Here is a 15,221-nt window from a genome sequence, read left to right as displayed (position 1 = left end):
CCGGTCGTGTCGGTACAGCATCGACTGAACGCTTTGCTGATTCAGAATATAGAACTACGCCGCGTCCGTGTCAACCGGACCGTCAAGCCCGCACTTCGCTCACGTCGTGAATGGTATACTGGTAGCCCTGTTCCGTCAGAAAGAGCTGCCGGTTCACGGCATAGTCCTGGTCCAGCGTGTTCCGCGTGATGAGCGAATAGAAAATGGCGGCGGAACCGTCCGCCTTGGGTCGGAGGATACGGCCCAGTCGTTGGGCTTCCTCCTGGCGGGATCCAAAGGTGCCCGAAATCTGTATCGCCACGTTGGCGTCCGGCAGGTCGATGGCGAAATTCGCGACCTTGGACACCACGAGGCGCTTGAGTTCGCTGTTTCTGAACCGGGTATACAGATCGAGGCGGGCCTGGAGCGGTGTGCTGCCGGTGATCAGGGGAAAATCGAACAACGCGGCGATCTGCTTGAGCTGTCGTACGTAAAGCCCGATGATCAGGACCTGGTCCGATGGGTGTTGTTCCAGCAAGGCGCGGATGATCTCGGTCTTGCGGCTGTTCTCAGAGGCGATCCTGAACTTGTCGCGGCGATTGGCCACGGCGTAGGACATGCGCCGGGCTTCGGGCAGGTCGATCCGTATTTCGCGGCAGTATGCCTCGGCGATCCAGCCCTGGCGCTCAAGGAGCTTCCAGGGCATGTCGTACCTGCGGGGGCCGATCAGGCTGAAGACGTCGTCCTCCCGCCCGTCTTCGCGGACCAGCGTCGCGGTCAGCCCGAGGCGCCGCCGAGCCTGGATCTCGGCCGTGTACCGGAAAACGGGAGCGGGGAGCAAATGGACCTCGTCGTAGATGATGAGGCCCCAGCCTTTCTGGTCGAAGAGACCGAAATGCTCGAATTCGTCCCCTTTGCTCTTCCTGTAGGTCAGAATCTGGTAGGTGGCCAGGGTCACGGGCCGGATCTGTTTTGATTCACCCGAATATTCGCCGATATGCTCTTCCGAAAGCGAGGTCTTCTCGATCAGCTCCTCCCGCCACTGACGCAGGGCCACCGTGTTGGCCGTCAGCACGAGGGTGTGGCACTTCAGCACGGCCATCGCGCCGAGGGCCACGATGGTCTTCCCGGCGCCGCAGGGCAGCACGATGACCCCGTTGCCTCCTTGCGGCTCTCCGTTCATGTGAAACGCGCCGACCGCGTCCTGCTGGTAGTCGCGCATGCTGAAGGACTTCCGGTCTCCGGCAGCGGTGCGCAGGCTGATTTCCAGCGGGGCGCCTTCGACGTATCCCGCCAGGTCCTCCACGGGAAATCCGACCTTGATCAGCGCCTGCTTGATGTGGCCCCGGAACCGGTCTCCCACCTGCACCCTGCGCTCGTCCAGGGGCTGCGCGAGGAACTGCTTGACCGATGGAAGTCCGGAAACCTCAGCGATCAGCGTGGGGTCCTCGGATTCGAGGATCAGCCTGCCGTCTTCCTTGAGCAGCCGGAGCTGACCGTACCGGTCGATGAAATCGTAAATCTCGCGCCGGATGTTCTGCGGGATCTCGTACTTGCTCAGGCTTTCGAGCGATTCGAGTACGCCGTCGGCGTTCAGGCCGGCCGAGGCGGCGTTCCACAGGGACAGCGGGCTCAGCCGGTATACGTGGATGTGCTCCGGGGACTTTTCCAGTTCCGCGAACCGGGAGAGCGCGTCCCGGGCATCCTCGTAGCGCGGATGGTCGACTTCGACGAGGATGGTACGGTCGCTCTGTACGATCAATGGATTCTTCAGGTCAGGCAATAAAACCCCCGGGGGTTCCGTTCTGCATAGCTGCTTGCGCGTACGATGCATCCGGCGCCGCTCATCGGCGTCTGGCGTGCGCTCAGTGGCGACAATCGCTGCTCAATGCCGCCAGGCGTCCTCGACACGGTCAAAGGGTGTACATCCCGCGCGGATCAGGCACGGCGTACCGGTGGATACGTCCACCACGGTCGATGGCTGGTCCGAAGGCGATCGTCCTCCATCGAGTATCAGGTCGACACGGTCACCCAACTGGGCGGCCACGTCCTCCGCCGTCAGGGGTTCCGGCTCACCGGAGCGATTGGCGCTGGGCGCGGTCACGGGTCCGCCCGCCGCTTGGCACAGGGCCCCGGCGATCGCCGCGCCGCTGTGCCTGACCCCGATCGTGGAGCCACCGCCCAGCAATTCCCGCGGCACGCAGTCCAGCGCGGGAAAGACCAGCGTCAACGGTCCGGGCCAGCAGGCGTCCATCACCGCATGGACACCTGCGGGGATGCACCGGACCAGGCGGGCCAGGTCCTTCCTGTGGGAGACGAGTACCAGGATCGGCTTCGATGCTTCCCGGCCCTTGGCTTCATAGACCCGCCGGATCGCGGAGGGATTGGTTCCGTCCGCGCCCAATCCGTAAACCGTTTCGGTCGGAAAAGCCACGAGGCCCCCGTCGCGGACGATGCCCGCGGCCTCCTGCAGTACGGTAAGGTCCGGCCGTACCGGATCGACAGTCAGTACTATCATGGTTTCGCAATTGCTCGATCGACCAGACGCGCATCGCGACGGAAACGCCGGGTCCCCTCCCCGGTAAACCCGCGCCGGCCTAGGCCATCCTGCGCAGGCCCTTTTGACCGATGTCCCTTCGGAAATACCGGTTCTCGAACCGAACCCGGTCCACCGCCTCGTAGGCCCGGTCGATGGAGCCCGCGAGATCGTCGGCCAGGGCCGTAACGCCCAGGATCCGGCCGCCGTTGGTCACCAGGTTTCCATCCCGCATGGCCGTATCGGCATGGAAGGCGAAAACATCGTCCGTTCCGTCCAGTCGATCCAGCCCGCTTATTTCCATCCCTTTCTCGTATTCCCCGGGATATCCACCGGAGGCCACCACCACACAGGTCGCGGCCTTCCGCTTCCAGGTCAGGGACCGGTCGGGCATCCTGCCCTCGCTGATCCCGACCGCCAGTTCCGCGAAATCGTCTTCGAGGAGCGGCAGGATGACCTGGGCCTCGGGATCGCCGAACCGGCTGTTGAATTCCACCACCATCGGGCCCTTGCCGGTCATCATGATACCGCAGTACAACACCCCTCTGAAAGGCCGTCCGCGCTTCCTCATGCCGAGGACCGCGGGTTCGATGATCCGTTCCAGGATGTCTCCCATCGCGCCATCGTCGATGACCGGAGCCGGTGCGTAAGCGCCCATTCCACCGGTATTGGGTCCTGTATCGCCATCGTGGATGGGCTTGTGGTCCTGCGAAGGGACCAGCGGAAGAACCCGCTCGCCATCGGTCAACGCGAATACGGACGCCTCCTCGCCTTCCATGAAGGCCTCCACCACCACGTTCCGGCCCGCATCGCCGAACATCCTGTCGGTCATCACAACGTCAAGGGCCTTCATGGCCTCCTCGACAGTCCGGCACACCAGCGCGCCCTTGCCGGCGGCCAGGCCGTCGGCTTTGATCACGATCGGCGCACCCTGTTCGTTCACGTACGCCCGCGCCGCGTCCACGTCTGAAAACACCGCGAACGCGGCCGTGGGAATGCCCTCCTCCTGCATCATCTGCTTGGCGAACACCTTGCTCCATTCGATCTCGGCGGCCGACCGTGTCGGACCGAAGGCCCGTATCCCCAGGCTTTCCACCGCGTCGACCACGCCGGCTTCCAGTGCGCCGTCGGGTCCCACCACCACCAGGTCCACCCCGTTTTCGCGGGCAAAACCGGCGATCCCGCGGGCGTCCTCCGGTGCGATGGCGACGCACTTTCCAAGCGCGGCAATGCCCGGATTGCCCGGAGCGGCGTACAGGTCTTCCACGAGGGCCGACCGGCGAAGCGCCCAGGCCAGCGTGTGTTCTCTTCCTCCCTTGCCGACGACAAGTACGTTCATGGTGTCTCCGGATTACGGGGCGGCGGGCTCATGAACATCGAATCCATACCCCTCGTCATGCGCGAATGAATATGATCCGCTCGCGTCCGTCCGCGTTCCGTAGGGTGGACGGTGAAACCATTGAAATGGCGTCGGCGTTCATATTGTATAATGAATACGCTGTGCCTGTTACGTCGCAATCGGGGATGACCGCGGGACCGCATGGAATCCACCCGGACCCTCAATAAGATGATGATCAGCGAGATCGGGAAAGTTACAGAAACACAGGGGGATTGTCAAGGCGTGAACACGAAAAACACCATCGGGCGCACGCCCCGAAATCCATTGACAGGGTACATCCCTGCTTTAGTATTACTTAGTTACTTAAATATCAACCGGCGACCTCCCTTGTATGCAACCTGAAGGTCGTTTCTTGCGCGAACCTGGTCGAATCCCGGGCGGAAGACCGGGACGAAGGAGTCTGGCCATATGTCGACCCTGAAGAAACCGAAATACGCCATCCTGCTGGTCTTTGTCGCAGTCGGGTCGTTCCTGCTCGGCAACGCGGCCGACCGGACGATCCACGCGGCGGACAACATCTTCTCGAGCACCAGGCTGCTGATGGGCGTGCTCAACCTGGTCAACGACAACTATGTGGAGGAGGTAGAGCCCGGCGAGTTGATCTACGCCGCGATCGACGGCATGCTCGAGGTGCTCGACCCCCATTCCAGCTTCCTGAGCAAGGAGAGCTTCGCCGAAATGGGCGAGCGCTTCAGCGGGAAGTTCTACGGGATCGGGATCGAGTTCGATGTACTGGACGGATTCCTGTACGTGATTTCCGTGATCGACGAATCGCCGTCGGAAGCCGTCGGCCTGCAATCCGGAGATCGTATCGTCCGGATCGACGGTGAATCGGCGATCGGCATCAAGCACGACGAGGTGAGGCAGAGACTGCGCGGAGAGAAAGGGACCAGGGTGGACGTAACTATCGAACGGCCCGGCGTCGACGAACGGTTCGACGTGACGATTACCCGGGACAGTATCCCCATTCGCAGCGTCAGGACGTCCTTCATGCTGGAAGACCAGACGGGATACATCCAGTTGATCCGGTTCGCCAAGACCACTTCGCGTGAACTGGAAACCGCCCTGGACCGGCTGCAGCAGGCCGGCATGGAACGGCTGATCCTCGACCTGAGAGGCAATTCGGGGGGATACCTGGACCAGGCGGTCGAAGTGTCCAGCAAGTTCATACCCGAAGGCCGCGTAATCGTCAAAACCATGGGAAGGAACCGGAGCTCCAACCAGACCTTCAAATCGATAAGCGGCGTAAACCACCGGGAAATGCCCCTGGTGATCCTGCTGGACCACCGCTCGGCCTCCGCTTCCGAGATCGTGGCGGGCGCCGTGCAGGACTGGGACCGGGGCGTAATCGCCGGAACCCGCAGCTTCGGCAAGGGTCTCGTTCAGACCCTCTTCGCGGAGCCCCATCTGACGGACGGTTCCGCGCTCAAGCTGACGACGGCCAGGTACTACACTCCGAGCGGCCGGATGATCCAGCGCGACTATAAGAACAAGTCCTTCCAGGAATACGTCGAAGGCTCGTTCAGCGAAGCTGGTGAGACCGGCGAGGCCGGGTACGAAACAGGATCCGATACGGAAACCGGTACGGAATCTGATACGGATGAGGATCGCGCGAAAGAGGCGGAACAGGCAGACCAGGCGGAACAGGCAGACCAGGCGGAACAGGCAGACCAGGCAGGCCGCGCAGACGAAGCTGACCACACGGACATCACGGAGCGCACGGAATTCACCACCGCCGCCGGGCGAACGGTCTATGGAGACGGCGGCATTTCTCCCGACGTCGTGATCCCGGCCCCGAAACGCACGTACCCCTTCGTAATCGGCAAGTACAGGGGATGGGTGCCTTTCGACCGGGCCTGTTTCGAATTCGCCAACGCCTACAGCGTATCCCAGGCGGACCGGCAGGACCTCAGGGATGATTTCGACGTCTTCCTGCAGGAATTCCAGGTCGAAGAAGCGATGCTGGAAGCGTTCAAGGTCCAGGTCCGGGACTCGGGGATATCATTCTCCGACGAGGAGTTCAACGACGACCGGGACGTCATCGAACTCCAGCTGAAGCGGGCGCTCGCCCGGAACCTCTGGGGTGACGAGGAAGCCAGCCGCGTGGCCGCGGCCGGCGACGAGCAGCTCCAGCAGGCCCGCCAGCTGTTTTACTCTCACGAAATGCTGGTACAGCAATAGCGTAAGTCGTTAGAAGCTCGAGGACTGACCGTGCCGAGCAAAACAACCCTCTCTACCTGGCACGCGCTGCGAGACCGGCTTCACGCGCTACGCATCCGAAGCCGGTGGATCGTCATCGTCGAAGGGGTGTTCACCGCCGGCGCGCTGATCTGCATCCTCGTCCTTTCCCTCGCCGCGCTCGAATCCTACCTGTATCTCGACCGGACGGTTCGCCTGGGTCTGATCGCGGCGGGGATCCTCCTCATCGCGGCCTGGCCGGTCCGGTGCTGTCTGGACCGCCTGCGTAACGGTTTGTCCGACGAGGACCTCGGGCGGCGGGTCGATCGCCAGTATCCCGACCTGAACGACCGTGTCACCGTGGCCCTGCAACTCGCCGAACAGCGGCAGGCAGGTTTCAATGCTTACGGGACCTCTCCCGCGCTATTGGACGCGGCGGTGTCGGATACCACGCGGCACACCGAAACGGTGGATTTCAACGAAGCGGATCAGCGGCACCGTATCGCACGGTCCGCCAGGGGATTCGGCATTGCCGCACTGCTGGCGCTGATCGCGATGGCCGCTTATGGCGCACCGTTATCGGGCGCGCTGAACCGCCTGGCAAGCCCCCTGACCCATTTCCAGCCTCCGCAACGCACGTTTCTGAGCGTAGCGCCGGGCGATGTGGAAGTCACATCGGGCGGACAGGTCACGATCATGGCCGAAGCTTCCGGGGAGCGACCCGACCGGACCGTGCTGCAACTGGTCTCCGACGACGGACTGCGGAATGCCGTGGAGATGAAGGTCACGGCGCCGGCAACCTACGCCCACACCGTGCGTGAGATCCGGGAAAGCCTGACCTATGTCGTCGAAGCGGGCGACGCCGTCACCCCTCCCTTCCGAATCAACGCCATTGATCGCCCGTTCCTCGGCGCGCTGCACCTGACCTATCACTATCCGGCCTACACCAGGCTGGCGCCCAGAACCACCACGGAAGGCGGAGATATCGTCGCATTGAAAGGAACGAAGGTAGACCTGGCCGCCGTGAACGCGGGCCGGGACCTGTCGGAAGCGGCGCTTTACCTCGAGCATGCGGACAGGCCGATAACCATGGAGGTGGTGAACGACACGGCCGCGGCGCCGCTGACCGTGCTGACCGATGGGCGGTACCGTATCTCGCTGCGCAACGCGGACGGACACGAAAACGTGAATCCCGCCTGGTACCGGATCATCGCATTGCCGGACCGCATGCCGTCCTTGCGGATCCTGTCTCCGGGCCGGGACATCGACCTTACCGAGAACATGGTCGTTCCCTTCCTGGTATCGGCCACGGACGACTTCGGTTTCTCCGCCATGAACCTGATCCATCGCAAGGAACCCGAAGGCGAAGAGCGGGTCAAGCCCATCCCCGTGGACACGGCGTCCACGATGATGACGCAGCCCTTCGTCTGGGACCTCTCCAATGAAAACCTGTTTCCCGGGGACGTGGTCTCCTATCGAATCGAACTCTATGACAACGACACGGTTTCGGGTCCCAAACGGGCGGTAAGCCGAACCTACACGGTCCGGTTTCCATCGATAGAAGAGATCTACGAACAGATCGACCATACGCAGGAGCAGCAGGTCACCGACATGGAAGACCTGCTGCAAGAGCAGGAGGAATCGAAGAAGAAGATCGAAGCGCTGAACCAGACGCTCGAGCAGAAGGCAAGGCAGGAGGCAGAAGGGGTTCAGACGGAAGAATTGACCTGGGAGCAGAAGAAGGAAATCGAGTCCGTCCTGGCCGGCCAGGAAGAGGCGACCGACGAACTCCTCAAGGCGGCCGAAGCGGTGAAGGCGGCCATGGAAACCCTCGAAGACCACGATTCGATGAGCCAGGAACTCATCGACAAGATGGACCAATTGAGAAAGCTGTTTCAGGAGATTGCCACGCCCGAACTGCTGGAGGCCATGCGTGACCTGAAACAAGCCCTTCAGTCCATCGACGACGAACAGCTGAAAGCGTCGATGGAAGCCTTCGAATTCGAGCAGGAGGAGTTCCTGAAACGGCTGGAGCGGAGCCTTTCCATACTGAAGCGAATCCGGACGGAGCAGCAGTTGATGGCCGCCGCGCGTCAGACAAAGGAACTCGCCGTCCGGCAGGACGAACTGCGCTACGCCACGGAGAATACGTCAGACGGCAGAGAAGGGATGGACCTGGCGGAAAAGCAGGAGCAGTTGGGCACGGATACGGGTTCCCTGCAACGCGGACTAGAGCGTCTGGCCGACGAAATGGAAGCGTTCAGGGACATGCCCTCTGAAAGCGTTCGGGACGCATCAATGGAAATGGAACGCCAGGAAATGAAGGGTTCCATGGAACAGATCACTTCGCAGCTCAGACTGGGCAGGATGCAGAAGGCGATGGAAGGCCAGACTGAAATGTCCCAGGCGCTCACCAGCCTGGGTCAGCAACTGCAGGAGATCCAGGACCAGCTACAGGAAGACCGGATGCAGGAAATCGCGGAGGGCATGCGCCGCGCGATGCACCAACTGGTCGATCTCTCCGTCGGCCAGGAGGACCTTAACGAACGCACGCGTCAGCCGGGCGGGTCCGTCACACGCATTGATATCCTTTCGGAAGACCAGCAGGGTCTATCGGATGGCGCATCGCTCGTAACCAACGACCTCGTATCCATCGCCCGGAAGACGATGTTCATCTCGCCGGCTATCGGACGAGCGCTGGGAGAAACGCTGAACAGCATGGATCGCGCGGAGGGCCACCTGGCCGAACAGGAGCGCGATTCCGCGTCAGAGGAGCAACTGGCTGCCATGGAGGCGCTGAACGAAACCGTGCTCGCCCTGCAGCGGGCCATGCGCAACATGGCGAATTCCGGTTCGTCCTCCGGCATGATGGACCTCATCGAACGGCTGCAGGGCATGGCGAGGCAGCAGACCGGAATCAACGATCAGATGAACCAGATGATGGACGGGTCGGATGGGGAAATGGATCTGCAGACCCAGGCGCAGGTTTCCAGGCTGGCGGCGCGGCAGGAAGCATTGCGGAAAAGCCTCGAACAACTGCGGCGGGAACAGCAGGCCAACCAGGGCCAGGTCCTCGGACGGCTTCAGGAAATCGAGAAGGAGATGGAAGACACGGTACGGGAACTGCAACAGTACCAGATCGACCCCGCCCTGGTGGAGCGCCAGCAACGGATCCTGTCCAGGCTGCTGGATGCTTCAAGGTCAATACGCGGCCAGCGACGCGAGGAAAGGCGTCGGGCCGCCCCGGGCGAGGACCTGGCGACCCGCCCGTCTCCCGGCGATCTGTCCGAAGACCTGATCCGGTTCGAACGCACACTGCGTGACGATGTTATGGGCCGTTTCGAGGAAGGCGCTTATCCCCAGGAATACGAAGCCCTCATCCGCGCCTATTTCCGTGCGCTATCAACCGTTCCGGTCGTGAACTAGGCGGTAAATGTGATTCGCAGCCCCAAAGCGCTTCGCGGCATTGCCTTACCGCGACATACGCATCGCGCAGGCGGTCTTGCATTTCCGCGACGTACGCATCTCGCAGGCGGTCTGCTCGCCGTGTTGCTGGTGGTTCAGGTCCTCCTGCCCTCGAGCGTCGAGGGACAAGTCAACCGGGCCGCCGACCTGAACCGGCGGATCGAACAGGCCAGGAGCCTGGAACGCCTCCGGCAGTATGACCGCGCCGCCGTCCTGTTCGAACGGGTGCTGCAGGACGACCCGGATAACCGGTCCGCCCTGAACGGCGCCCTCAGGCTGTACTTCCGGCTGGAAGCGTACGACAAGCTGATCCCTCTGCTCGAAACGAACATCACAAAGTCTCCCGACGATTCAAGAATGCGCGGCAGGCTCGCCGAAGCGCTTTTCGGCGCCGGACGGGACGACGAAGCGGAGGAACAGATCCGAATCATGCTGGTACACTTTCCGCAGAGCGAATCGGCCGTAAGCCAGATCGCGAATATGCACCTCGACAGGCAGGCGTACGACCGGGCCATTCAGACTTATCTGGACGGCCGGAAGCGACTGGGCAAACCGGAGGCTTTCGCACTGGCCCTCGCCAGTGTCTATACCAGTGCGTTCGAGGTGCCGGGCGCCGTCCGGGAATTCACGCGTTGGTTGATACAGCAACCCGCCCAGTGGCGTATCGTCAACGACCGGATCGACCTGCTCGCGTCGATCGGAAGCCGGGAACTCGTGGAACAGGCATTGCGGTCGGCAGTGGCTGAACACCGTGACAGCAAGGACGCCCAGGACCTACTCGGCAGCTTCTATCTACGGTCCGGAAAGCCGGAGAAAGCGCTCGCGGCGTACCGTGAAGCGGACCGGCTGGACGGGGACAGCGGGAAATACCTGGTCCGGTATGCCGATTGGGCGTTGCGGGAGGGGCACCACCAGGACGCCATCGATACGTACCGGGAGTTGATCGGGGCGAATGGGTCGGAAACCCTGCGCGCCGAGGCGTATACCGGCCTTGCCCTGGCGTTCCGGAAGCTCGGCGGCATGGACGATGCCGCCGATACCTACCGGCAGACCATCGCGCGGTATCCGAATACGGGGTACCGAGACGAAGCCATGTCCAACCTGGCGAACCTGCTTCTGGTCCACTATCGGGACGCACCACGGGCGCTCGCCATGTACCGTTCACTGCTGGCGGACGCTTCCGCGCAGGAGTACAGGGAGAAAGCCCGGTTCGGCATGGCGGAATGTTACGTCGCCCTGGGCAGCCTGGAGGACGCGATCGTCCAGTACAACGCCATCCTAGAGCCGGGCGGCGAACCCATCGAAGCCGAGGCCCGGGCACGGACGCAATACCACCTGGGTGAACTGGCGTTGTTCCAGAACCGCCTGGACGATGCCCTGGGCCATTTCCAGGATACGGCGGACCGCTTTACGGGCAGCCCCTATGCCAACGATGCACTGGCGTGGACCATCCTGATTGCGGAAGGCCGCCAGGGCGGAGACGGCCCGCTTTCCGATTATATCCGCTCGGTGCTGCTGCGACGCCAGTACAAGGACCAGGAGGCTTTGGAAGCCTGCAAGTCGATTGTCGAAGAAAACGCGCAAAGCCCGATCGCCGACACCGTCATCCTGGACATCGGGATGTTGCTCGACCGGATGGACAAGCCGTTCCAGGCCGTCGCGGCCCTGCAGGACCTGATCGAGCGATATCCGGAGAGCCGACGTGTCGCCACCGCCCGCTGGCGGATCGCGGAAATCTACGAGACGAAGATCGGCGACATCCCCCGGGCACTCACCGAGTACGAGACCCTGCTCCTGTCTCACCCCGACCACTTCCGGAACGACGCCGCCCGCCGCAAGATCCGGGAACTGACCGAAGACCATCCCCCCATGCCGTGACCATGTCCCGACCGCTTCACATTCACCTGGTGGCCGTCTGCGGCACGGGCATGGGCGCGCTCGCGGTGATGCTCAAGTCCCTGGGACACCGGGTCACAGGTAGCGACGAGAACGTATATCCCCCGATGAGCACGGTACTTTCGGAGCAGCAGATACCCGTGTTCGAGGGTTTCTCTGCCGCCAACCTGGATCCTCAGCCGGACCTCGTGGTCATCGGAAACGCCGTTTCCCGGGGCAATCCCGAGGCCGAAGCCGTCCTGGACCGGAAGATCCGGTACGCTTCCATGCCGGAGACGCTCAAGTCCTTCTTCCTGTGGGACCGCAAATCGATCGTGGTCACCGGTACACACGGCAAGACGACGACGACGGCGATGCTCGCCTGGGTGCTCACCGAGGCGGGCCTGGATCCCAGCTACATCGTCGGCGGCGTGCCCATCGGCTGGCAGACCGGGGCGCGGCTGGGATCGGGCGACCTGTTCATCCTGGAAGGCGACGAATACGACAGCGCCTTCTTCGACAAGCGGGCGAAGTTCCTTCACTACCTGCCCGACACGGTAATCATCAACAATGTCGAGTTCGATCACGCGGACATCTACGATTCGATCGACGAAATCGCGCTTTCCTTCCGAAGGCTGGTCAACATCATCCCTGAAACCGGGCTGTTGATCGGTCCGGAGGACGATGAGCACGTCCAGGCAATCGTTTCCCACGCATACTGTGCCGTTCACACCATGGGCATTTCACCGGGCGGGCGCGCGTCGTCAGGCGAGAGCGCGTCGTCGGGCGCCCGGTGGTCGGCGCGCAACCTTTCCTTCGATCCCGAGGGCACGTCCTTCGACCTGTATGAGCGAGACGAGCACCGCACCCGGCTGTCGACGGGCCAACTCGGCGACCACAATGTCCGGAACGCCCTGGCCGTGGTCGCCGCGGCACGCCATTACGGGGTATCATGGCCGGACCTGGCGCGGGGTCTCGCGTCCTTCCCCGGCGTGAAACGACGTCTCGAAATGCGGGGCGAAGTGAATGGCATCACGGTCTACGACGATTTCGCCCACCACCCCACGGCCGTCGAGGTCACGCTGGATGCCCTCAGGAAAGCCGCGCCCGGGCGGCGGACCTGGGCGGTGTTCGAACCCCGATCGGCGACCACCATCCGTCAAAACTTCCAGGACGCCTATGCCACCGCGTTCGATCAGGCAGACCGCGTGCTGGTCGCACCGGTCTACCTGCCCGAGAAGGCACCCGTCGGTAACCGGTTTTCGGTGGAAGAACTCGTGGCGGGGCTGCGTGAACGTGGCGTGGATGCCGAAGCTCCGGGCAGCGTGGAACAGATCGTGTCGCTATTGGCCGGACAGGCGGCGCCGGGCGACCGGATCGTATTCATGAGCAATGGGGGTTTCGGCGGCATCCACGAAAAGGCACTGCACAGGCTGCAGCGCGGGGGAGCGGCGGAGTCTGGCTAGTCAAGCGGCGGGCGATTTCTGGTGATGGTCGCGGTCCGACGACGGATGGAGTCGGGCAGCAGTCGAGGTCAGGCGGCGGCACCGGTCAGGCGGCGACCGGGGTCAGCCGTACCGCACGTACACCTCGACGTCCAGCACGTTGCCGGCGGCTTTGTACTGCTGCCGGAGCGTAGCCTCGTGGACGAATTCCGCGTCCCGCAGTGCGGCGGTCTTCGAGTCGTCGTCCGGTTCAACGTGGCAGAGCACCTTGCGTCCGGGCGGCAGGGCAAACGACTCGAGTAATGGCTTCAGTAGTGCCTCGAAGTCGGAATGAACGGTCAGGTCGAGAAGCATGGTCTCACCGCGCCAGCGGATATCGGGCACCAGGGTCGCGTAACCCGCTACCGCGCCGTGCTCCGTAACCACCAGCCGGACCTGGACATCGTCCTCTTCCCGCGTTTCCTTCATCAACCACATGTAGGCCCCTTCGAACATGCGCGGCCCAATATGCCCCAGTCCCACGTTGCGAAGGTATGGCGGACCGGCCTGGGCACAGAGCACGTTCAGTGAAGGCCAGTGCTGCCAGTCCCCCGGTATCACTCGGGCTTCGCCGCTCCTGTCGCCGCGGGCTTGGCCGGCCCTGTCGTCGCGGGAATGCTCGGCCTCGAAAGACTCCAACTCCAGACCGGCGTCGGACATGTACTTCATGTGGCCCGACTCCGGCACGACGCTTCGGAAGCCAAAGCCGTGGTAGAGGTGGTAGGGATGAGTGTCGTAACCGGTGGACAGCGTCAGGTACCGGCCGCTCCGGGCATTGAAATCGGCCATCTGTTCGGTCATGACGAACCGGGCTATGCCCTTGCGGCGGTGTTCCGGCGCGGTGTACACGTGGCTCAGGATGCCGATGCCGTCGTGCTCGCTGACCATGATGTTGCAGACTGATCGGTCGTTCAGGCGGCCAAGGTAGAACCGGGTTTCGAGGGCACTGACCCGCCCGGCGAACACCTCGTCGAGGTGCCACTGATCATTGCGCGACTTGTGCGCCAGGATCGGACGGACAAGCGACGCGTGGTCGGCGTCCGGTCCATGATCGTCGGCCGGAGCGTGGTTGTCCATCGGTGTGCGTTCGTCCGGCGCAGGGTCGTCCGGCGCAAGGACGACGCCGATTGCGAGCGTCTCGCCCGTGCGGAGGGTCTTGTCAGCGATCGGTGTGTACATAGGGTGAGAGAGGGCCGAACGGCAAGGGTAAGGACCAGCGTACGGGCCTGGGGTGCAGGCTTGAATGCGGCCCAGGGTACGGTCTTGATTGAGGGCTTGTGTTCGGGCCGGACCTAGGTTATGGGCTGATTACGATCCAGGGTCAGGACTCGGTCTGCCCGGAGCGGCCCAACACGTAGCCAACGGCCATCCCGGCCAACGCCACCTGCACCGTATCGATGACGACCTTGACCAGGGTACCAGTGATGTTCAGCATGGTGGTCATGCCGAACAGGCTCAATCCGAGGAACAGGTGGAGGAGCAACCCGAAGGCCGCACTGGTCCCGAGCGCTTTCATCGCGCCGGTGTGGCCCGTCCAGCAACCGAGCAGGACGGTCAGCAGCGCCCCCATGGCCACGGCGCCCAGCACGATCGTCCACGCGTTCGGGCTGGACTTCATGACCAGTTCGGGGGCCGTCACCGCGAAACCTTCGAACAGACCGCCGAACAAGGCACCGGTGACCAGACCCAGTAACAGCACCATGACGGCGCCGGTCACGGTCGCCACTGTGAATCGTTGCGCGGACATAGACTCCTCTTGCCGTGAAGACTCGTTCCGTCTTCAAGTGCTTGATTAAGCCCGACTCAACTGTTGACCGCGGCAGTCGCTCCGGCCGCGGGTTCGGCGGGCTGCTTCCTTCGCAGCACCATCCCGATCATGGCACCCGCTATGGCAACACGCAATGTCGTCAGGACGACGTCGAATAACGTCGCCTGCAGATTCATGTAGTTCACCGTGCCATAGAACATCATGCTGATGGCGAGACTCATCAGGAATCCGAAAACCGCACCGGTCCTGAGTCCTGCAACCGCACCGGATGCGCCCGCCCAGCAGCCGATCACCAGACATAACAGAACGGCCAGAATCAACTCGCTCAGGTAAATGAACAGCATTTCGGGCGGGTCTTTGGTCACAGCTGCCGCGCCCGGTTCGGCATTCGCGGCGAAGTATCCGGTGAATATCAGCGCGTAGAGGATGAATCCCAGGACGAGCAGGACCAGCGTGCCAACGATTATGGCAATCGCAAAACGTACAATGCTCATACCGGCTCCAGGAATTCGTTTTCGACTCAGCCCTAAGCCTGCC

Annotated in this window: 10 protein-coding genes; 4 read left to right on the top strand and 6 right to left on the bottom strand. The window is 62.8% G+C overall.

What is annotated here, in order from left to right:
* Nucleotides 1–82 precede the first annotated feature (82 nt).
* The 3 genes from OXH56_14615 to purD form a co-directional block, all read right to left on the bottom strand.
* Complete coding sequence (locus tag OXH56_14615; GenBank protein MCY3556543.1) at nucleotides 83–1,753, bottom strand: DEAD/DEAH box helicase; 1,671 nt, start codon at nucleotides 1,751–1,753, stop codon at nucleotides 83–85.
* A gap of 111 nt (nucleotides 1,754–1,864) precedes the next feature.
* Entirely contained in the window at nucleotides 1,865–2,497 is a 633-nt protein-coding gene (locus OXH56_14610) for an L-threonylcarbamoyladenylate synthase (GenBank protein MCY3556542.1), read from the bottom strand.
* 79 nt (nucleotides 2,498–2,576) lie between these two features.
* A complete protein-coding gene (gene purD / locus OXH56_14605) occupies nucleotides 2,577–3,854 on the bottom strand; it encodes a phosphoribosylamine--glycine ligase (protein MCY3556541.1) in 1,278 nt (425 codons plus the stop codon).
* A gap of 468 nt (nucleotides 3,855–4,322) precedes the next feature.
* On the opposite strand from purD, the gene OXH56_14600 reads away from it, so the two are divergent.
* From OXH56_14600 to mpl, 4 genes are all read left to right on the top strand, one after another.
* Complete coding sequence (locus tag OXH56_14600; protein MCY3556540.1) at nucleotides 4,323–6,095, top strand: S41 family peptidase; 1,773 nt, start codon at nucleotides 4,323–4,325, stop codon at nucleotides 6,093–6,095.
* 30 nt (nucleotides 6,096–6,125) lie between these two features.
* Complete coding sequence (locus OXH56_14595; protein MCY3556539.1) at nucleotides 6,126–9,518, top strand: hypothetical protein; 3,393 nt, start codon at nucleotides 6,126–6,128, stop codon at nucleotides 9,516–9,518.
* A gap of 120 nt (nucleotides 9,519–9,638) precedes the next feature.
* Complete coding sequence (locus OXH56_14590) at nucleotides 9,639–11,435, top strand: tetratricopeptide repeat protein (GenBank protein ID MCY3556538.1); 1,797 nt, start codon at nucleotides 9,639–9,641, stop codon at nucleotides 11,433–11,435.
* 2 nt (nucleotides 11,436–11,437) lie between these two features.
* Nucleotides 11,438–12,898: a UDP-N-acetylmuramate:L-alanyl-gamma-D-glutamyl-meso-diaminopimelate ligase gene (gene mpl / locus OXH56_14585; GenBank protein MCY3556537.1), complete on the top strand. Its 1,461-nt coding sequence runs from the start codon at nucleotides 11,438–11,440 to the stop codon at nucleotides 12,896–12,898.
* Between the two features lie 102 nt (nucleotides 12,899–13,000).
* On the opposite strand, the gene OXH56_14580 is transcribed toward mpl, so the two are convergent.
* The 3 genes from OXH56_14580 to OXH56_14570 all read right to left on the bottom strand — a co-directional run bounded on the left by OXH56_14580 (nucleotide 13,001) and on the right by OXH56_14570 (nucleotide 15,178).
* A complete protein-coding gene (locus tag OXH56_14580; GenBank protein MCY3556536.1) occupies nucleotides 13,001–14,095 on the bottom strand; it encodes a GNAT family N-acetyltransferase in 1,095 nt (364 codons plus the stop codon).
* A 142-nt stretch (nucleotides 14,096–14,237) separates the two neighbouring features.
* Nucleotides 14,238–14,663 carry a hypothetical protein gene (locus OXH56_14575; protein MCY3556535.1) on the bottom strand — a complete coding sequence of 142 codons (426 nt, stop codon included), beginning with the start codon at nucleotides 14,661–14,663 and terminating at the stop codon, nucleotides 14,238–14,240.
* Nucleotides 14,664–14,719: 56 nt separating this feature from the next.
* Nucleotides 14,720–15,178: a hypothetical protein gene (locus tag OXH56_14570; protein ID MCY3556534.1), complete on the bottom strand. Its 459-nt coding sequence runs from the start codon at nucleotides 15,176–15,178 to the stop codon at nucleotides 14,720–14,722.
* Nucleotides 15,179–15,221: the final 43 nt, after the last annotated feature.

The sequence above is a fragment of the Gemmatimonadota bacterium genome, assembly GCA_026702745.1.
Lineage (GTDB): Bacteria > JAAXHH01 > JAAXHH01 > JAAXHH01 > JAAXHH01 > JAAXHH01.
The sequence above is the reverse complement of the archived record's forward strand: the minus strand, read 5'-3'. Positions and strand labels throughout refer to the sequence as shown.